21 protein-coding genes are annotated in these 17,414 nt (G+C 67.6%); 8 read left to right on the top strand and 13 right to left on the bottom strand.

Annotation, left to right across the window (positions count from 1 at the left end):
* Nucleotides 1-21: 21 nt before the first annotated feature.
* The gene (locus QSK35_RS07835) at nucleotides 22-1,095 is read right to left on the bottom strand and encodes a DNA polymerase IV (protein ID WP_285743734.1); all 1,074 of its coding nucleotides are present in this window, start codon (nucleotides 1,093-1,095) and stop codon (nucleotides 22-24) included.
* 10 nt (nucleotides 1,096-1,105) lie between these two features.
* On the opposite strand from QSK35_RS07835, the gene QSK35_RS07840 reads away from it, so the two are divergent.
* Nucleotides 1,106-1,546, top strand: coding sequence for an NUDIX hydrolase (locus QSK35_RS07840; RefSeq protein ID WP_285743736.1), 441 nt, complete (start codon nucleotides 1,106-1,108; stop codon nucleotides 1,544-1,546).
* Here QSK35_RS07840 and QSK35_RS07845 read toward each other — a convergent pair.
* Nucleotides 1,543-2,661 carry an endonuclease gene (locus QSK35_RS07845; protein WP_285743738.1) on the bottom strand — a complete coding sequence of 373 codons (1,119 nt, stop codon included), beginning with the start codon at nucleotides 2,659-2,661 and terminating at the stop codon, nucleotides 1,543-1,545. The genes QSK35_RS07840 and QSK35_RS07845 overlap by 4 nt on opposite strands.
* A gap of 58 nt (nucleotides 2,662-2,719) precedes the next feature.
* The gene (locus tag QSK35_RS07850) at nucleotides 2,720-3,628 is read right to left on the bottom strand and encodes an NADP-dependent oxidoreductase (RefSeq protein WP_285743740.1); all 909 of its coding nucleotides are present in this window, start codon (nucleotides 3,626-3,628) and stop codon (nucleotides 2,720-2,722) included.
* A 66-nt stretch (nucleotides 3,629-3,694) separates the two neighbouring features.
* Here QSK35_RS07850 and QSK35_RS07855 point away from each other — a divergent pair, with 66 nt between their 5' ends.
* The gene (locus QSK35_RS07855; RefSeq protein WP_285743741.1) at nucleotides 3,695-4,087 is read left to right on the top strand and encodes a winged helix-turn-helix transcriptional regulator; all 393 of its coding nucleotides are present in this window, start codon (nucleotides 3,695-3,697) and stop codon (nucleotides 4,085-4,087) included.
* On the opposite strand, the gene QSK35_RS07860 is transcribed toward QSK35_RS07855, so the two are convergent.
* Together QSK35_RS07860 and QSK35_RS07865 are read right to left on the bottom strand one after the other, a co-directional pair.
* Nucleotides 4,051-4,587 (bottom strand): DinB family protein, encoded by a 537-nt coding sequence (locus QSK35_RS07860; protein WP_285743743.1) that lies wholly within the window; start codon nucleotides 4,585-4,587, stop codon nucleotides 4,051-4,053. The genes QSK35_RS07855 and QSK35_RS07860 overlap by 37 nt on opposite strands.
* 40 nt (nucleotides 4,588-4,627) lie before the next feature.
* Nucleotides 4,628-6,853 (bottom strand): glycosyl hydrolase family 95 catalytic domain-containing protein, encoded by a 2,226-nt coding sequence (locus QSK35_RS07865; RefSeq protein WP_285743744.1) that lies wholly within the window; start codon nucleotides 6,851-6,853, stop codon nucleotides 4,628-4,630.
* Between the two features lie 105 nt (nucleotides 6,854-6,958).
* On the opposite strand from QSK35_RS07865, the gene QSK35_RS07870 reads away from it, so the two are divergent.
* Nucleotides 6,959-7,609 carry a YqeB family protein gene (locus tag QSK35_RS07870; RefSeq protein WP_285743746.1) on the top strand — a complete coding sequence of 217 codons (651 nt, stop codon included), beginning with the start codon at nucleotides 6,959-6,961 and terminating at the stop codon, nucleotides 7,607-7,609.
* A complete protein-coding gene (locus tag QSK35_RS07875; protein ID WP_285743748.1) occupies nucleotides 7,609-8,184 on the top strand; it encodes a TetR/AcrR family transcriptional regulator in 576 nt (191 codons plus the stop codon). The genes QSK35_RS07870 and QSK35_RS07875 overlap by 1 nt, the downstream gene beginning before the upstream one ends.
* On the opposite strand, the gene QSK35_RS07880 is transcribed toward QSK35_RS07875, so the two are convergent.
* The 3 genes from QSK35_RS07880 to QSK35_RS07890 form a co-directional block, all read right to left on the bottom strand.
* Entirely contained in the window at nucleotides 8,174-8,782 is a 609-nt protein-coding gene (locus tag QSK35_RS07880; protein ID WP_285743750.1) for a hypothetical protein, read from the bottom strand. The two genes, QSK35_RS07875 and QSK35_RS07880, sit on opposite strands and share 11 nt — an antisense overlap.
* 101 nt (nucleotides 8,783-8,883) lie before the next feature.
* Nucleotides 8,884-9,774: a helix-turn-helix domain-containing protein gene (locus QSK35_RS07885; RefSeq protein ID WP_352243448.1), complete on the bottom strand. Its 891-nt coding sequence runs from the start codon at nucleotides 9,772-9,774 to the stop codon at nucleotides 8,884-8,886.
* A gap of 121 nt (nucleotides 9,775-9,895) precedes the next feature.
* Nucleotides 9,896-10,126 carry a DUF397 domain-containing protein gene (locus tag QSK35_RS07890; protein ID WP_352243450.1) on the bottom strand — a complete coding sequence of 77 codons (231 nt, stop codon included), beginning with the start codon at nucleotides 10,124-10,126 and terminating at the stop codon, nucleotides 9,896-9,898.
* Between the two features lie 196 nt (nucleotides 10,127-10,322).
* On the opposite strand from QSK35_RS07890, the gene QSK35_RS07895 reads away from it, so the two are divergent.
* The gene (locus QSK35_RS07895) at nucleotides 10,323-11,468 is read left to right on the top strand and encodes a cysteine desulfurase-like protein (RefSeq protein ID WP_285743754.1); all 1,146 of its coding nucleotides are present in this window, start codon (nucleotides 10,323-10,325) and stop codon (nucleotides 11,466-11,468) included.
* Here QSK35_RS07895 and QSK35_RS07900 read toward each other — a convergent pair.
* On the bottom strand, nucleotides 11,452-13,011 hold the full coding sequence (locus tag QSK35_RS07900) for a hypothetical protein (RefSeq protein WP_285743756.1): 1,560 nt from the start codon (nucleotides 13,009-13,011) through the stop codon (nucleotides 11,452-11,454). The two genes, QSK35_RS07895 and QSK35_RS07900, sit on opposite strands and share 17 nt — an antisense overlap.
* A gap of 97 nt (nucleotides 13,012-13,108) precedes the next feature.
* Here QSK35_RS07900 and QSK35_RS07905 point away from each other — a divergent pair, with 97 nt between their 5' ends.
* From QSK35_RS07905 to QSK35_RS07915, 3 genes are read left to right on the top strand one after another with little or no spacing between them, the layout of a single operon-like run.
* Entirely contained in the window at nucleotides 13,109-13,291 is a 183-nt protein-coding gene (locus QSK35_RS07905) for a hypothetical protein (protein ID WP_285743758.1), read from the top strand.
* Nucleotides 13,278-14,186 carry a YihY/virulence factor BrkB family protein gene (locus QSK35_RS07910; protein ID WP_285743760.1) on the top strand — a complete coding sequence of 303 codons (909 nt, stop codon included), beginning with the start codon at nucleotides 13,278-13,280 and terminating at the stop codon, nucleotides 14,184-14,186. The genes QSK35_RS07905 and QSK35_RS07910 overlap by 14 nt, the downstream gene beginning before the upstream one ends.
* Before the next feature lie 11 nt (nucleotides 14,187-14,197).
* Nucleotides 14,198-14,953 (top strand): GNAT family N-acetyltransferase, encoded by a 756-nt coding sequence (locus tag QSK35_RS07915; RefSeq protein ID WP_285743763.1) that lies wholly within the window; start codon nucleotides 14,198-14,200, stop codon nucleotides 14,951-14,953.
* On the opposite strand, the gene QSK35_RS07920 is transcribed toward QSK35_RS07915, so the two are convergent.
* The 4 genes from QSK35_RS07920 to QSK35_RS07935 form a co-directional block, all read right to left on the bottom strand.
* Nucleotides 14,950-15,372, bottom strand: coding sequence for an OsmC family protein (locus tag QSK35_RS07920; protein WP_285743765.1), 423 nt, complete (start codon nucleotides 15,370-15,372; stop codon nucleotides 14,950-14,952). The genes QSK35_RS07915 and QSK35_RS07920 overlap by 4 nt on opposite strands.
* Nucleotides 15,373-15,411: 39 nt before the next feature.
* Nucleotides 15,412-15,687: a hypothetical protein gene (locus QSK35_RS07925; RefSeq protein ID WP_285743766.1), complete on the bottom strand. Its 276-nt coding sequence runs from the start codon at nucleotides 15,685-15,687 to the stop codon at nucleotides 15,412-15,414.
* On the bottom strand, nucleotides 15,684-15,860 hold the full coding sequence (locus QSK35_RS07930) for a hypothetical protein (protein ID WP_285743768.1): 177 nt from the start codon (nucleotides 15,858-15,860) through the stop codon (nucleotides 15,684-15,686). The genes QSK35_RS07925 and QSK35_RS07930 overlap by 4 nt, the downstream gene beginning before the upstream one ends.
* Nucleotides 15,861-15,943: 83 nt before the next feature.
* Nucleotides 15,944-17,290: a helix-turn-helix domain-containing protein gene (locus QSK35_RS07935; RefSeq protein ID WP_285743770.1), complete on the bottom strand. Its 1,347-nt coding sequence runs from the start codon at nucleotides 17,288-17,290 to the stop codon at nucleotides 15,944-15,946.
* Nucleotides 17,291-17,414: the final 124 nt, after the last annotated feature.

Here is a 17,414-nt window from a genome sequence, read left to right on the forward strand (position 1 = left end):
TCGGCGGTAACGAACTTCTACTCACCGATACGTCGAAGAAGAGGGGTCCGGTTCGACATCCGTCACGAACTCCGCCCGAACGCCGAGCAGCCGGACGGGCCGGGAGAGTTCAAAACGATCGACAACGGCCAGTGCCGCGCGCTCGATGTCCGCGGGGTCCGTGGTCGGCGAAGGCAGCGTCATGCTGCGGGTTTGCGTGAAGAACGGGGCGAAGCGGACCTTCACCGCGACCCGCGCGCAGGCCCTTCCCTCGGCCCGCACGTCCTCGGAAACCCGTCTGGCCAGCAGGACAACTTGTTCGTCGATATCGATCCGGGAGACGAGGTTCTCCTGGAACGTCGTCTCGCGGCTGCGCGACCGGGGCACGTACGGCGTCGCGGTCACCTCCGTGGAGCCCGCACCCAGTGCCAGGGAACGGAAGTACGGCCCCATGTTCGGCCCGAAACGCTTCGCCAGGTCGGCGGGATCGGCGGCCGCGAGGTCCCGGACGGTCGCGATGCCGGCTTCGGCCAGCTTCGCCGACGTGCGGCTGCCGATCCCCCACAACGCGCGCGTCGGCCGGTCCGCCATCACCTCGACCCAGTTGTCCTTGGTGAGGCGGAAGATCCCGGCGGGCTTGGCGAACCCGGTCGCGAGCTTCGCGCGCAGCTTGTTGTCGCCGATGCCCACCGACGAGTCGAGCGCGCACTCGTCCAGCACCGCCTGGCGCAGTTCGAGAGCCAGGGCTTCCGGATCGTCGACAGCGGCACCGATGAACGCCTCGTCCCAGCCGATCACCTCGACACTGTGTTGCTTTCCTTTGGTCGGAAACTCGCGCAGCACGGTCATCACCCGCGCCGAGGCCTCCTCGTACGCGGCGTGGTCGGCCGGCAGGAACACCGCGTCCGGGCAGCGTTTCAACGCCGTCCGCAACGGCATGCCGGAGTGGACGCCGAACTCGCGCGCCTCGTACGACGCGGTGGCGACGACGGCGCGTTGGGTCGGGTCGCCGTTGCCGCCGACGACCACGGGCAGCCCGCGCAGCTCCGGGCGCCGGCCGACCTCGACCGCCGCGATGAACTGGTCGAGGTCGAAGTGGAGCACCCAATCCGACATGCTGTGCAGTATGCGACGCAGCGCCGGGATCCTGCTGTTCAGACGAAACCCCGAGGTCGAGGTCCTGTTGGGACACATGGGCGGCCCGTTCTGGGCGCGCAAGGACGACGGTGCCTGGACGATCCCGAAGGGCGAGTACCTCGACGACGAGGAAGCGCTCGCGGCCGCGCAGCGCGAGTGGGTCGAGGAGCTGGGTGTGCCGGTGCCGTCCGGCGATCTCACCGAACTGGGCGAGGTCAAGCAGTCCGGCGGCAAGGTCGTCACGGTTTGGGCACTGGAGGGCGACCTCGATCTCGACCAGGTCGTCCTCGGGACGTTCGAGATGGAGTGGCCCAAGGGCTCCGGGAAGATGAAGACCTTCCCGGAGCTGGACAAGGTCGCTTGGTTCGGCTTGGACGACGCGCGCGCGAAGATGGTCTCCGCGCAACGCGCCTTCCTGGATCGGCTTTAGGGCCAGATCGAGGCGACCCACTCCGGGTGGTCGATGAACGGGTTCCGGTTGTGCTGGTAGCTGTCGAAGATCACCTGGTTGCGCCGGTACTCGAAGGTGTCCGGCGGGTCCTGGGCGTTCCACTGCTTCAGCACGCTCAGCCTGCCGATGTACGGCGCGGTCCCGTTGCTCGTGCTGTCGTTGGGCTCGAGGTCGGCGAACCCGTCGTCACCCTCGTAGCGCACGGCCATGTAGAAGATCATGCGCGCGACATCGCCCTTGACGGCGTCGCGTGGCTCGAACGAGTCGGAATCGGCCCAGCAGTCGGAGCACTGGGAGACCGCCGATCCACCGTTGTCGAAGTCCAGGTTGCCGCGAGCACTGTTCACGGACACGTCTTCGGGGCGCAGGTGGTGCAGGTCGGTGCCCGGCCCGGTGGCGGTGCCGAAGTCGCCGTGCGACTTGGCCCAGACGTGCTCGCGGTTCCAGTCGTCCGGGTCGCCGCCGTTCAACGACTTGCTCCGGGAGACACCGCTGTAGAGCAGGATGACGTTGGCCGTGTTGGCCGGGTCCTGGTCGGTGTTCTTCAGCGCGTCCCAGACCTGGTCGTAGCTCAGCTTGGTCTGCGACTTGATGATCGTGTGCAGGGCGTCGCGCAGTTGTTCACCGGTCTTCCCGATGGCCGGGTCGTAGTAACCGCCACCGGTCGGCGGTGGTGTGGTGGTAGTGGTCGACGTCTTCACGAACGCGGTGGTGGACTTCAGGCCGGCGTGCGCGAAGTACGCGGTCAGGGTGCCGGTGACGTCGAGTTGCTGGCCCATCAGGCTCGGGTTGGACCTGAGCCCGTACGACGACTGGAAGTTCGACGTGATCTGGACGTAGACCATCTTGGACGTATTGGTCTCGCTCGCCGTGTCGGCCAACGCCAGCGCGTAGTCGCTGGGGAAGTTGGATTTCACGACCGTGGTCGTCGCGGTCGGCTGACCGACGACGTAACCGCGAACGGTCGCCGTGGCGCCGTTCTGCTGACTGATCGCCGAGGCGACCGTGATGGTGGTGGCTGCGGTGGCGGTCGGAACGGACAGGCCGACCGCCACGAGCAGTCCGAGGACCAGAGGCAGGGGTGTCCATCGCATGGTTCACACGATCGAGTGACACCCGTGCCTTGTCGATCACTTTCGAGTGAACATCAGATCACGGCACCAGGACCACTTTGCCCGTGGTGCGGCCCGAAGCCACCAGTTCGTGCGCCTTGGCGACGTCGGCCAACGGCAACGCGTGCTCGACGGTGACCTTGAACCCGAGCACCTCGGCGAGGTCGGCCGGGGACGGACGTACGGACACGACCTCGAACCGGATGCCCAGTTCGGCGGCGCGCACGATGTCGATGCCGAGGTTGCTGCCGACCGCGCCGACGAGCAGACCACCGGGCTTGACCACCTTGGCGGTCCGTTCCGCGTAGTCACCGCCGACGAGGTCGAACGCGACGTCGACCGGGTCGATCGCGGTGAAGTCCTCGGTCCGGTAGTCGATCAGCTCGTCCGCGCCGAGGCCGCGCACGAAGTCGTGCTTGCCCGCGCTGGCCGTGCCGATGACGTACGTGCCGCGCGCCTTGGCGATCTGCACCGCGAGGTGGCCGACACCGCCCGCGGCCCGGTGGATCAGGACCCGTTGCCCGGCTTCGAGTTTCGCGATGCCGACGAGCGCCTGCCACGCGGTGAGCGCGACCAGCGGCAGCGCGGCGGCCTCCTCGACGCTCAACCCGGCGGGCTTGCGCACGATCTCGCTCGCCTCGACGACCGCGTACTCCGCGTACGCGTTGCCCGGTCCTGGGAAGCCAACGAGCCCCAGCACCTCGTCCCCCCGAGCGAACTCCACGCCGTCGCCGACCTCCTCGACGATCCCCGCGACGTCCCAGCCGAGCGTGAACGGCGGCTCGCCGAGCAGCTTGAAGTACCCGGCACGCACGGCGAGGTCGACGGGGTTCACGCCCGCCGCACCCACCTTGACCAGCACCTGCCCGGCGCCGGGTGCCGGCTTCGGGACATCGGCGAGCTGGAGAACGTTCGGGTCACCGGTCTGGTTCTGAGTGCTGATTCGCATGGCGATCATCTTGCGGAAAGCGCTGCAGATGCGTAAGTAGGCACCTTTGAGGTATATAGGTACCTTGTGGAAACCAACCAGCTCAGCAGGGTCGACGCCTACCTCCGCCACTGTGCGTCCCGCACCGTGCTGGAGACCGTGGCGAACAAGTGGGCGGTCCTGCTCGTGGGCACGCTCTCGCACGGGACGCTGCGGTTCGGCGAGCTGCGCCGCCGGCTCGACGGGATCACCCAGAAGAGCCTGACGCAGAGCCTGCGCGTGCTGGAGCGCGACGGAATGGTCGTGCGCACGGTCTACCCGACAATCCCGCCGCGCGTCGAGTACTCGCTCAGCCCGCTCGGGCACAGCGTCGCCGACCTGATGGCCGGAATCCGCAGCTGGTCCGAGCAGCACCTGCTGGAGATCCTGGCGGCGCGCGAGGCCTACGACAGCCGGCCGGCACCCGCGCCGGTGAGCTGATCCGCGCGCAGGTAGAGGTCGCGCAGCAGCGCGATCTCGGACATGTGGTGGATCCCCTCGCGGTTGATGTGCAGCACGAGCGTGGCGAACGGATATTCGGCGTATGGTCCCTCGGCCTCACCGCACGGCCGCTCGAGGTCCGCGGTGCGCACGCCGTCGATCCAGTGCCCGTACGCCTCGTCGAGCTGTCGCAACGCTTCCCCGGCCGTCGTCGCGTACTTCCAGGTCAGGTAGTCCGCGGGCGGCGCACCGAAATGCGCCGCCGCGCGTGCCCCGAAAACGCCGACGATCAGGTGCGCCAGGCGCCACGCGATCGTCGTGACCGGCGCGGGCGTCGGTTCGGGGTACTCGAAGTCGACCTTCCCGTCCGGGTGGACCGTCCACTTGTCGGTGACGGGCGCCCAGAAGTACTCGTCGTCGGTCAGACCGTCGAGCCTCGGCCGCGCCTGCGCCCGCCAGTGCCAGTCGAGCTGTTCAACGAGTTCCTTGTTCCAGTCCATGGTTCGGACCGTAGACCGGAACAAGGACAACCACAGTCCGCTATGGCAGGCCCCAATACCGCTTGCTGTTTGAACCAGCCGGTTCGACGGCGAGCTCGGGGTTCGTCCCCTTCGTGATGATCACGACCTCGGCGTTCTTCGCGAGCGTGACGGTGAGGGTGCCGTCCGCGTTCTGCTGGAACGGCACGGAGTTGCCGCTCGGCAGCTCGCGCACGTCGAACGGTCCCGCGAGGTTGCCTGGATGCAGCCGCAGCGGTTCGCCCGCGAGGCTCTTCACCCGGATCCACTGCGTCTTGCCGCCCTTGCGGACCGCGCTGATCTCGAACGCACCTTCGGTCCGCACGTTGTGCAGCGTCACGCTCGCCCACGCCGCGGGCACCGCCGGGAAGACGCGCACGATGCCACCCCAGCTCTGCACGAGCATGTCGTGCATCGTCTGCGCGCCGGACAGCGGCGTCTCGATGACCGGCCCGCTCTCCTTGTACATCGTGTTGGGCTGAACGTACTTGTCCAGCAACGTGACCAACTGCCCGCGCGCCTTGTCGCCGTCGCCGAGCAGCGCGTACATCGAGCCGGAGCCGGTGAACGTGTAGCCCTGCTGCGCGCCGGTGAAGCTGAGCCAGTGCTTGAGCGACGTGGTGAGCGCGGTGCGGTTGGCGCTGTTCGTCGTGACGTCCAGCTCGTAGAGCGGGTAGAACCACAGCAGGTGCGAGTAGTGCCGGTGCGACTTGGTGAGCTTGACGTCCGCGCCGATCCAGAAGCCCTGGGTGCTGTCCTGCGGCGGTTTCGTCAGGTTGTCCATGACGTCACGCCACTTCGACAACAGCGGGTCGTTCAGGCCGAGCCGCTGGTTGATCGCGATGAGCGTACGGCAGCCCCAGTGCAGCAACGCCAGGTCGTAGTTGCAGTCCTTTGTGGACGCGTACTCGGGCGAGAACGTCTTGGGCAGGTGGTAGACGCCCTTGCTGTCCTTGGTGAGGAAGTGCAGGTGGTAGTTGACCGCGCGGCGCAGTGACGGGAAGACGAAGTCCCTCAGCTTGGCGTCGTCCATGCTGTGCCGGTAGGTCAGGTATGCGTTGTGCAAGGCCCACAACAGGTTTCCGCACTCCGGGTCGCCGTCGGCGCCGGGCTGCGCGACGTTGCCGCGGAGGTCCTCCTGCGTCGTGCGGGCGATCCCCATGGAGTCGCCGCGGTACTGGCTCGGGACGTTCGCGATGAGGTTGTCGCGTTCCTTCTCCAGGGAGTAGGACAGGGAGTCCAGCTCCTTGTGGTTCGTGGCGTTGAGGATCCAGTACTCGAGCTGCACGTTGAGGTTCCACCACGTGCCGGGCCACGGCGTCGGCTCCAGCCACGGCCCACACGTGCCGAGAACGGGCTTGTCGCGACGGGTGGCACTGGCCAGCTTGTACAGCTGGATCCAGTAGAAACTCTCCATCCTGGTGTCCGCGACCGACACGAAACTCTTGGGATAGAAGGCGTTCCACCAGTCCGTGTGCTCCTTGCGCAGCAGCGGGTTCGTGGTGGCCTCGCTCAGGGTCTGCGTCGCCTTGGCGTTCGCCGTCTTGTCGGGGAACGTGTGCGCGACCGTGGCGTAGAAGGTGTTGTTCTGGATCTGCCACTTGGTGACGGTCTGGCCGCCGGCCACGAGGTCCTGGGTGCACGTCGTCCCGCTGACCTTCGGATCCGGGTTGGTCTTGAGGCCGTCCGGCGCGGGCTTGAAGTCCAGCCGCGGACTGCGCGCCTTCGAGGGCGTGAACGTCCAGGCGACCTTCTCGTTGCCCGACTTGACCGTCGCGGTGACGACCAGGACGTCTCGCTCCGCGTGCACGTAGGCGCTGAGGTTGAGCACGCCGTTGGCGGTCGTGACGGTGCCGGTCAGCTCGGCGTTGTGGAGACTCAGCCGCAGGTCGACGTCCGTGACGTTCCCCGTGGTGTTGAGCGTGAAGTACCCGATCGGCAGCCGCGCGTTGCCGAAGTTCGTCCCGCCGGTCCCCTGGTGGTCACGCACCCTGGAGTCGCCGATCTTGAACGCCAGCTTGGTGCCGATCCGGTAGACGGCGGCGCCGAGGCCACCGTTGCCGAGGAACGGTCCCTGGTAGAAGGTCGTCGGCATGTTCTGCCAGACGGGGTCCAGACCTCCGAGGTAAGCACCCCAGTTGACGCGATCGTCGATGCCGATCGCGGCCTGGGCGGTCGAGGTGGTTGACAGCGCGATCGCGCCCGCAGCCGTGCCGGCGAACAGGGTGCGGCGGGAAAAGGTCGGCATTGACCGCTCCTCTCTCGGAAGCGGCGGCCCGACGAGTCATCGGATGTGTAGTCCTTCTGGCGGTTCCCTGTCAATAAACCGAGCGCTCGGTCTAATATTGCTTCCGTGACAACCGTGAGGGAGAGCGCGGCGGTCCGGTACGGCATCTGGGTGCTGTGCCCGGCGCTGGGGGCGCTAGTGCTGTGGGGGCTGACATCCATTGCCGCATGGGTGGCGGATCTTCGATGGTTTCCGTTCCAGGGCGTGTTCGAGCTGGTGGCGTCCATCCCGTCGCCGTATCGGGTCCTGGGCGCGCTGACGCTGGGCGTCGTGCTCGGATTGGCGTTGGCCTTCCTCTGGGCCGTGGACATGCTTTCGGTGACCGTGTCCCCTACCGAGGTCGTGCTACAGCGGGACGACAAGCGGCAGTCGTTCACCTCTGTACGTTCTGCCTACGTCGACGGCAAACACTTGGTACTACTGGACTCTTCCGACGCGGAGCTGGCGCGTGAGCCCTCCGACCTCGCTGCCGCCGATCTGCAGGCGGCGTTCTCGGCGCACGGCTACTCGTGGCTGTCCGCCGATCCGTTCACCGACTCGTACCGCATGTGGGTCGACCACGCCCCCGACCTGCCGGCCGAGGTGAACTCACTGCTCAGGGAACGTCTCGCAGCCGTGCGCAAGTCATCGGACGACGTCGGGCTGCTGTCCGCCGAACTGCGCAAACACGGCGTCTACGTGCGTGACGTGAAGAAGCGCCAGTACTGGCGGACGTGATGCGCACCGTCGACCCGGTCAGACACTCGGCGAAGCGCCGCCACATCATCGACACCGCGGCCGGTTGCTTCGCGGTGAAGGGTTTCGAACGCACCACCGTCGCGGAGATCTGCACTGCCGCGGGCATCAGCACGGGCAGCCTGTTCCACTACTTCCCGTCCAAGAAGGCCATCTTCCGCGCGATCTTCGAGCAGGACGGTCTCGACAACGCTCGGGTGCTGTCCTCGGCTTCCGGCTGGGCCGGCGTGCTGTCCGTGATCGACCATCTGGTCGCGCCTCTGGCCGACCGCGCGGTCGCCGGCCTGGTGGTCGAGCTCGTCGCCCAGGCCGGCCGCGATCCCTCGCTGGCCGCGTTGGTGGTGCAGAACGAACTGGCGCTGCGCGACGGGTTGGCGACGCTGCTTTCGTCGTGCGACATCGATCCGTCGGTACCGCCGGTGACCGCCGCGAGTTGGATCCAGGGTCTGGTGGACGGCCTGTACAGCCGGACCAGCCTGGATCCGTCGTTCGACCCGGCAGAGCAGGTGCCGGTACTGAAGCAGATCGTGACCCGCTTCCTGCGTCCTACGAGCTGAGCACCCAACCGCGGTAGACGTTGCCGTTGCGGTCGTCCTTGCGCCGAATCGGTTCGAAGCGAATCGCCTCGCCGGCGAAGTACTGCAGCACGACGGTCCGGTAGATGTCGTCGGAGATGACCAGCAGCAGGGGCGAGTCGACCTCGTCGAACCTCTTGACCTCACGTGATTCGAGCAACCGGAACGCCGAGTCGAGCGCCTCTCCGAACGGCCCTCTGCCGTCGTCGTGCACCTCGCCCGCGTGCAACACCGCCCGCAGCCGCAGCGGACTGCGCAACTCGCTCTCCACCTCGCCGGCGAGCAGCTCACGCAGCTTCGGGATCATCGTGCCGAGCACCAGGGTCTTCGGCACCTCGTCGAGCGGCCGGATCAACGCGAGAATCCCGTCCCCGCGGTCCACGAGCGGATCGCAGTAGTGCGGCTTGATGCCACACGACTCGAACGCGTCCCCGACCAGCCGGTACATCAACGCCCGGCCGACTTCCTTCTCACCGTTGGTCCACTTGGTGGACCCCATCGCGTCCACCGAGAAGATCGTTCTGTAGCCCTGCCACTTACCGCGCGAAGGGCTGCGACCCGGTTTGGTGTTCGTGGCCATGTCCCCTCCTCCGCCACGCTGCGGCAGTTAGCATTCTGCCACATGGCACTAGGGTAACAGGCACAGTGACCAACGTCATAGCTGAAGTTGGCAAATAGCGATCAACCAGGCAACTGTCCGAGCAGCCGGTCGATCAGCTTGACCGAGTCCTCCTCGGACAGGGCGATCTTCTCGAGCTCCGCGAAGATCGCGACATACTCGGCGGTCTCCTCGCTGCTCTCCTCGATCAGCTTGTCCTGGTAGGGCAGCTCGATGACCATCGCGTAGTCGTCTTCCTGCTCGGTGAGCTGGAAGATCTCGAACGATGCGCCCAGCCCGCGGTGCCGTCCGGCCGTGAAGGGCACCACCTGGACGGTGACGTTGTCCTTCGCCGCGATCTCCTTGAGGTGCTGGAGTTGGTCACGCATGATCGACTCGTTGCCGATCAGCCGGCGGAGCACCGACTCGTCGAGGATGAAGTAGCACTCCGGCCCGTCCCCGAGCAGCTGCTTCTGCCGCTCCAAGCGGACTTCGACGCCACGGCTCACCTTTTCCGGAGACTCACCGAAGGACTCGACAACGGCCGTGGCGTAGTCACGTGTCTGCAGCAAACCCGGGATGATCATCTGCTGGAACTGCCGAATGCGAATCGCCGATGCCTCAAGCCCGATGAAGTTGAGGAACTTCGGAGAGAAGAAGTCCTTGTACTTGTGCCACCAAGCACGCTGTTTGCTGGCACGCGCCATCTCCAGCAATTCATCGACGCGGGCATCATCGGTGACCTTGTAATGGAACAGCAGAGCCTTTAGATCGGTGATCGAAATGCCGACCGGGCCATTCTCTATCCTGATCACCTTGGACATCGACCATTCGAGGGCGTCCGCGACGTCCTTCTGGGTCTGCCCGGCCGCGTCACGCATGAGCTTGAGCTCGGCTCGTAGCCGCCGCAGCTGACTGACCGGCGTGACTCCCCGAGGCATGGGCCCTCCTGGTCCGTTGACATCGAGCGACATGCCACGTGACGAGTGCCATGTGGCAAGTTGCGCGAGACCCTATCGCCTACCGGCAACCTACCACCAAGCGGGTCGCCACGTGGCGTGAACTGAAGGTTCACCTAGGACCACAGGGGCACGCTCAAGCCTCGCTCGTGCTCCCCAGGAACCTTTCCCAGGCCGGCCATCGGAAAACCAGCGACGCACCCTCGGCGTCCTTCGAATCGCGGATGAACACAGTCCCGTCCGCGACCGCCAGCTCGACGCAACTGTCACTAGTGGTGGTGCTCGCCGAACTCTTCACCCAACGCAGTCCGGCGGGTTCTTCGTGCGCACTGTTCCGTCGGGCCACGTGTACTCCCCGGTGTCTCACAAGCGGTCCAGACAACCGAGCGTATGTGCATTGTTAATAAGTCGACTACCGCCGTCAGACTCAACTGACGACATAGGCCACATGGACTAGCGTCACAAGGGGCCAATCAGCGCGTCCACGCGGTTGCCGCCGTGGTGCGGAATTCGAACGTCCCGCGCGGGGCGCGGAGCGCGGACCCGTGGCCGAGAATCGAGGGGTGAGCTACGACCTGGCGGCGATACGCGAACACTTTCCCGCACTCGACGAGGGTGCATCTCATTTCGACGGCCCCGGCGGTTCCCAGACACCCGACGTCGTTGCCGAGGCGATGGCAGCCACGCTGACTTCCGCGGTCTCCAACCGCGGCAGTGTCACGAAGGCCGAACAACGCGCGGAAGAGATCGTGCACACGGCCAGACGCACAATGACCGATTTCCTCAACGCCGAGACGGTCGTATTCGGCCGCAGCATGACCCAGCTGACCTACGACTTCGCCCGCACTCTGGCCAAGACCTGGCACCCCGGCGACGAGGTCATCGTCACGAGACTCGACCATGACGCCAACATCCGCCCCTGGGTTCAGGCGGCCGAAGCCAACGGTGTCACGGTCCGCTGGGCCCCGTTCGACCCGGAAACCGGCGAACTCCACCCGAACCACATCACGAATCTGCTGACCAACCGCACGAAACTGGTGGCGGTCACGGCAGCGTCCAACCTCCTTGGCACCAAGCCCGACATTCCCGCGATCACGGAAGCGGCACACCAGGCCGGCGTCAAGGTCTACGTGGACGGCGTCCACCTCACGCCACACACCGCCATCGATGTCCAGGCGCTCAACGCCGACTTCTACGTCTGCTCCCCCTACAAGTTCTGCGGCCCGCACATGGGCGTCTTGGCAGCCGCGAAACACGAACTGGAGCAGCTGAACCCGGACAAACTCCTGCCGAGCACCAACGAGGTCCCCGAGCGCTTCGAACTGGGCACCCTGCCGTACGAGCTCCTGGCCGGCACCACGGCAGCGGTGAGGTTCCTCGAAACCCTGGGCATGGACAACATCGAAGCCCACGAGAACAAGCTGAAAGCCCGCCTGCGCAACGGCCTCAACCAAACAGAGAAGGTCAAGATCTACAGCCCGGAGCACAGCACCCCGACGGTCCTGTTCACGGTCAACAACCTTGAACCTCAAGCGGTGTACCGAAAACTGGCCGAGCACAACATCAACGCCCCGGCAGGCAACTTCTACGCGATCGAATGCTCACGCTGGCTGGGCCTGGGCGACCAGGGAGCGGTCCGGGCAGGCATCGCCCCCTACACCAGCGAGTCCGATGTGGACCGTCTGCTCGACGTCATAGCAGGCCTGTGACCAGATACAGCACCACGATCAACGGCACCAGCCCGAGCGACCGGCTGACGGGCGCGCGGAAGCCGGCGATCGATCCGCGCGCCCGCAACCACATCAACGAGCCACCGAGCCCGGGAACGTCCGGCACGGTGATCAGATCGCCGTGCGGGCCGAACGCCAGCACGAGCCGGCGTCCGTCGCGCCGCACACCGTGCAGTTGCGTCCAAGGCACGTGATAGACGAACAACCCGGCGTGCACGGTCAAAGCGGTGTGCGACAGGCGCAACGGCCGCAGCCGGTACCACGCGCCGACGAGGCACTGCGCCCCGAGCAACAGTACGAAACCGGACACGCCGGACCGCACGGCGATCAACAGCCCCACCGCCAAGGCCAGTAGCAGCAAGCCCTCCCACCGCGCGGGAGAACGCACCGAGACCGGCAGCGAGACCGGTGAACCGGCGGACACGGGCGTACCCGGAAGCGCACGGTCGAACCGGCCGCGCACGGGTCGCAGCACGGCGGACATCAGGATCTCGTCGCCGACCAGGACCGCGACGCGTCCGCCGTGGTTCAGCTCCCCCGCCACGGTCACCTCGGGCAGGTCGGGCGGAGGCGGCGGGGACTCCTCGCCGCGCCACACCCGGCCGAAGTGCGCGGCGTCGGTGAACGGCGGCGGCGCGACCGGCACGTCGGCGTCGACGCGCAGCAGCGCCAGCGGCCGGCCGTCCGGTGATCGCAGCAGGATCCGGTGCACGCCAACGGCTTCCACGCACAGGCGCACGGACGGCAGCGGACGGCCCCACAGCGCCCGTCGCTGCCACGCGCGCAGCAGGAAGAGGAACACCAAGAGGTACAAGGCGAAACCGAGCGTCAGCCGCCAGGTCACGTCCTCGGGTTCGGCGACGAGCCGCACCCACGGTCCGTCGACGAGCACCGGCACGCGGTCGCCGACGGCGTACTGCTCGAGCGGATCGACCATGATCCGGTTGCCACCGGGCAGCTCCAGCGTCACGTCGACGCCTTGCACCGCAACGACTTGCGCGTCCATCCGCGACGCCACCCGCAGGTGTTCGTCGACCTCTGCCGAAGCGCCGTCGTAGGACAGGAACGCCAACGCGCCGAGCACCGCGAACAACACGACCAGCACCGGCGACAGGCCCCACGACACCGGCGACGACAGCCCCACGAGCCGGCCGCCGGCGATGTGCCGTTGCTCGGCCCGCGCGCGCATGATCCAGACGGCTACGAGAAAGCAGACGACCCCGTACGCGCCGAACGCGACGTTCGCCGCGACCACGTCGTCGAACAACAGGTCCAGGACCGCGAAACCCGCGGCCGCCAGGCAGCCGGCCACGGGCTGGCCGACCAGCAGCAGCACCGGCGCCGCCAGCAGGAGCACGACGGCGAAGGCGAACGAGACGTCCGGGTCGCACGGCGTCGCGACCGTGCACCCGCCGGCCTCCGCGCCGAGCGCGATCGCCAACGCGGCCGCCCACCCCAGCAGCAGGACCCCTCTGGGGATCCACCAGGGCACGGCGGCGGCCACCCAGCGCTCGACGTCCACGGGCACCGATCATGCCACCACAGTGGACCGCATTGCTCCGAACGGGCTGGTTGTCGCTTGTCTCAACGGGTATCCGCCCTGTGACAAGGAGGTTCACATGCTGGCCATCATTGCCGCGGTCGCCTTCGGGCTCGCGCTGATCCTGGACCTGGCCGATGCGGCACTCGGAACCATCGGCGGCGGCACGCTCGTCACTCTCGGTCTGCTGCTCCTGGCACTACACCTCGCCGGTGTCGGCGCCACCTCGCGGTCCTGGAGCTGGCGGCGTGCGCGCAGGTGAACAGGTTGACAGCCCCACCGAGCTGCCCAAGCGGACTTGGTGGGGCGTCCTCAAGCGCACGGTCAAGGAGTTCAACGACGACAACCTGACCGACTGGGCGGCGGCGCTCACGTACTACGGCGTGCTGTCCCTGTTCCCGGGCATCGTCGTGCTGACCTCGATCCTCGGGCTGCTCGGCGAGTCCGCCACGAACGAGCTGCTGAAGTACGTCGACCAGCTCGCACCCGGCCAGGCCGGCGACCTGATCCACCAGGCGATCGAAGACCTGCAGCGGAACCAGAACGCGGCGGGTCTGGCGGCGATCATCGGCCTGGTCGTCGCGTTGTGGACCGCGTCGGGCTACCTCGGCGCGTTCGTCCGCGCGTGCAACGCCGTCTACGACGTCGAGGAGGACCGGCCGTTCTGGAAGACCGTGCCGTTGCGGGTGGTGCTCACTCTCGGCATGGTCGTCGTGCTGTCGCTCACCATCGGCGCGCTGGTCGTCACCGGTGGCGTGGCGAACGCGGTCGGCGACGCGGTCGGGCTCGGCGACACCGTCGTGACGGTGTGGGACATCGTCAAGTGGCCGGTGATCGTGCTGCTCGTGAGCCTGGCGTTCGCGGTGCTCTACTGGGTGTCGCCGAACGTCGACCAGCCGCGGTTCCGCTGGATCACGCCGGGCAGTCTGCTCGCGATCCTGCTGTGGGCGGCGGCGACGGCGGGTTTCGCGGTGTACGTCGCGAACTTCGCGTCGTACAACAAGACCTACGGGTCGCTCGGTGGCGTGATCGTGTTCCTCGTGTGGTTGTGGATCTCGAACATCGCGGTGCTGCTGGGCGCCGAGCTCGACGCGGAGCTGCGCAAGGCGAGCCCGGACGTGGAAAATGCTTCGCCGCAGCCAGGCCGGGACGGTTAGCGTCGTCGTTCGTGTTCGAAACCCTCGAAGCGTTCTACGACGCGGTGCCGCGGTCCAGTGCCAACGTTGAGGAGCACGGTTCGCTTGTGCTCTTCGTGCAGAAGCACGAGGGCGGCTATCCGTTCTACGCGCGCCCGGCCCGTCCGGCACAGGGCGAGCCGACGGTGTCCGACGTCCAGGCGATGCGGGCGCGGCAACGTGAGCTCGGCATCCCGGAGGCGTTCGAGTGGGTGCACGAGACGACGCCGGGGCTGCTCCAGGTCGCCGAGGAGGCGGGCCTGAGCGTGCTGCGCGCGCCGTTGCTCGTGCTCGATCCCGACCTGCTGCCCGCGCCGGACCCGCGGGTGCGGTTGCTCGACGGCGACATACCGGAGGAGTTCGGTGTCATCGCCCGGCTCGCGTTCTCGGTGCCGGGTACGGACAAGGGCGAGCTGGGCACGGCCGAGCGGGACGCGGCGCTGACCGGCACGCCGCCGGCACCGAGCGGCAACCGGCACGCCGTCGCCGAACTGCCCGGTCACGGGATCGTGGCGGTCGGCACCGCGCAACGCGCCGATGACGTGGTGGAGGTCGCCGGGGTGGGCACGTTGCCGTTCGCGCGCCGCCAGGGCCTCGGTGCCGGCGTCACCACCGCGCTGTCGCGTGACGCGTTGGACCGTGGCGCGAAGATCGTGTTCATCTCCGCGGGCAGCGAGACCATCGCCAGGGTCTACGAAAAGGCCGGCTTCCGCCGCGTCGGCACCGCGTGCATCGCGGAGCCCGCCTAGGTCAGGGTCGAGTCGACGATGATCTCGGCGGTCAGGGTCTTGTGGACCGGGCACTTGTCGGCGATGCGCATCAGATCTGCGCGCTGCTCGTCGGTCAGATCGCCGGTGAGCGTGATGGACCTGCGGATGCGGGTCACGTAACCGCTGGTGGACATGCAGTCCTCGCAGTCCTGGGCGTGCACGCGGTCGTGGTCGAGCACGACGTCGACGGACTCCAGCGGGTAGCCGCGACGCTCGGCGTAGAGCCGCAGCGTCATGGACGTGCACGTCCCAAGTGCGGCGAGAAGCAGGTCGTACGGTGTCGGACCGAGGTCGTTGCCGCCGAAGTCCGCCGGCTCGTCGGCGGTGAACTCGTGCCCGCTCGCGGTGACCGAGGTGGTGAACACCTCGGGCCCCGAGCCCCTCACGTAGGTCGTCATGCCACCAGATAAGGCGGCCGGAAGGGGCGGGGCAACTCCTCAGACGGCCCAGTCACTCGAGTGGAGCTCGCCGCTGCGCGGCATCGGGACCCGGAACAGGCAGCCGACGCACGGCATGCCGGAGGGCTGGGTGAGGAGCTCGGCCTCGCCACGGTGGATGAGCTCGCCGCAGTACGCGGTGAGCGCGAGCGGCGGCCGGCCGTCCTCGGGCATGGGGACGAGGTGGCAGGTGCGCTGGCTCTCGCCGACTATGCCTGCGCGCTTGCGGACGAGCAGCACCGGCAGGCGTGCGTCGGTTCGTTCCTGCGTGCTCATGCGCTCACCTCGGCGTCGTCGACCACGCACACCACGGCGTGCGGGGTCGCGTAGAACTGCAGCCGAAACGGGCCACAGTTCTGCTGGGCAACGGCCGCGCAGAACTCCCCCGAGGCCCCCTGTTTCGATTCAGGGAGCTCGGTCCGCGGCGTGCGGTCGGCTAGGTCGATCACAGGTAGATCGTGAGGCGTGCACGCGAAAACCGGGAGGGTTCAATACGATTTACGGGTCGGGTATGCGGAATCCGCATACACCCCTACCGCATCTGGGTGACGGTCTCAGTGAGCTCGTTGATGCCTGAACTACCTGCCCACGGCTCCAGCCTGCTCAGCTCGGCCAGGATCAGCCCCGAGCCGGTCGAGCGTGCCAGGTCGAGCGCCGCGTAGCCGCACTCGGCGGCCTGCTCGACGTCTCCGTTGGCGGCGTGCGCGAAGGCGAGCTTCGCCGTGTGCACGCCCTGTTCCCACGGGCAGATCTGGCCCCAGCGTTGCGCCACGTCCTCGTACTCGACGATGGCCTGGCGGTTCGCGCCGAGCTCGATCCAGCACGCGGCCCGTTGCATCGCGACGTGGTGCTCGGTGAAGCAGTAGCCGATCCAGTACTCGTCCGACGGCGGCCGTTCCGCGGTGAGCACCATCTGGGCGGCCAGGTCGAGCCGGGACATGCACGAGTCGTGGCCCGCACGCGCGAGGCCACGAGCTTCCTGGCGCAACGCCATCGCACGCACCATGACGCTCGCGCCCGTCTCACGTTGCGCGGCGCGGGCGAGGCCGATGACGCGGTCGTCGTCCCCGTCGACCTCGGCGAGCTGAGCCATCCGCACGTAGCAGTAGGCGACGACGTCGCGGTCGTCGGCGGCCTGACCCTGTTCGAGCGCGCGGCTCGTCCACTGGCAGGCGCCGCGCATGTCGCCGATCTCCTCGTGCAGCCAGCCGTAGAACTCGGCGTACATCGCGCCCACACCGAGCAGCCTGCGACGCAGCTCACCGCGGGCCGACCGGCGCAGCACTTCGATGAAGTCGTACATCGAGCGCACCGCCGGCATGAGCGCGCCGGTGCCGCGGAAGTTGTGCGCGTCGTTCACGATGCGGCGCAGCACCAGCAGCTGCGACACCGCGTCGTCGGTGATGCCGCCGCCGCTGGGCGACGCGCTGCCGAACACCGCGGAGGCGCACAGCGCCATCAGCGCCTTGCCCTCCATGCCGACGACCAGGTCTTTCGCCACGTTGTCGAGGCCGGCGAACTCGGGGACGCCACCCGCGAGCCGGCGGGCTTCGCCGGTGCGCATCGGCAGCGTGCGGTCGGTGAGCCCCAGCAGGTGGGCGGGGATGCCGAGGAGCCGTTGCAACGTCCGCAGCACGCGCATGTCGTAGGCGATGTTGCTGCCGGACTCGAGCCGGGAGATGGCGGACTGCGAGAAACCGGCCAGCGTGCCCAGCTCGTCCTGCCGCAGGCCGTGGGCCTTGCGGGCGATCGCGACGACGGCGCCCGGCGACTCGGCCGCGACGGCCTCCCTGATCTCCCTGGACTCCCAGATCGCGGGCGGCAGCATGGGCAGCGGGCCGTCCGGCACCACGACGGCGTTCTTCGCTGGTGTGCTCACTCGCTCCGCCTCCCGGTTGCGGGTCTCCAGTCGATCATGCCTCGTTCGAGTGACACGCGCCCTCCAACCCGACCGAGGCCGATTTTTTGTCAGACCCCCTCCCTAGCGTGGTTCACGAATCCCC

It is taken from the genome of Lentzea sp. NBRC 105346, assembly GCF_030269605.1.
GTDB lineage: Bacteria > Actinomycetota > Actinomycetes > Mycobacteriales > Pseudonocardiaceae > Lentzea.

What these genes read in the sequence shown, in the direction of transcription:
- QSK35_RS07835 (WP_285743734.1), bottom strand. Translation starts at nt 1,095, where the DNA reads ATGTCGGATTGGGTGCTCCACTTCGACCTCGACCAGTTCATCGCGGCG.
- QSK35_RS07840 (WP_285743736.1), top strand. Translation starts at nt 1,106, where the DNA reads ATGCGACGCAGCGCCGGGATCCTGCTGTTCAGACGAAACCCCGAGGTC.
- QSK35_RS07845 (WP_285743738.1), bottom strand. Translation starts at nt 2,661, where the DNA reads ATGCGATGGACACCCCTGCCTCTGGTCCTCGGACTGCTCGTGGCGGTC.
- QSK35_RS07850 (WP_285743740.1), bottom strand. Translation starts at nt 3,628, where the DNA reads ATGCGAATCAGCACTCAGAACCAGACCGGTGACCCGAACGTTCTCCAG.
- QSK35_RS07860 (WP_285743743.1), bottom strand. Translation starts at nt 4,587, where the DNA reads ATGGACTGGAACAAGGAACTCGTTGAACAGCTCGACTGGCACTGGCGG.
- QSK35_RS07865 (WP_285743744.1), bottom strand. Translation starts at nt 6,853, where the DNA reads ATGCCGACCTTTTCCCGCCGCACCCTGTTCGCCGGCACGGCTGCGGGC.
- QSK35_RS07875 (WP_285743748.1), top strand. Translation starts at nt 7,609, where the DNA reads ATGCGCACCGTCGACCCGGTCAGACACTCGGCGAAGCGCCGCCACATC.
- QSK35_RS07880 (WP_285743750.1), bottom strand. Translation starts at nt 8,782, where the DNA reads ATGGCCACGAACACCAAACCGGGTCGCAGCCCTTCGCGCGGTAAGTGG.
- QSK35_RS07885 (WP_352243448.1), bottom strand. Translation starts at nt 9,774, where the DNA reads ATGTCGCTCGATGTCAACGGACCAGGAGGGCCCATGCCTCGGGGAGTC.
- QSK35_RS07905 (WP_285743758.1), top strand. Translation starts at nt 13,109, where the DNA reads ATGCTGGCCATCATTGCCGCGGTCGCCTTCGGGCTCGCGCTGATCCTG.
- QSK35_RS07920 (WP_285743765.1), bottom strand. Translation starts at nt 15,372, where the DNA reads ATGACGACCTACGTGAGGGGCTCGGGGCCCGAGGTGTTCACCACCTCG.
- QSK35_RS07925 (WP_285743766.1), bottom strand. Translation starts at nt 15,687, where the DNA reads ATGAGCACGCAGGAACGAACCGACGCACGCCTGCCGGTGCTGCTCGTC.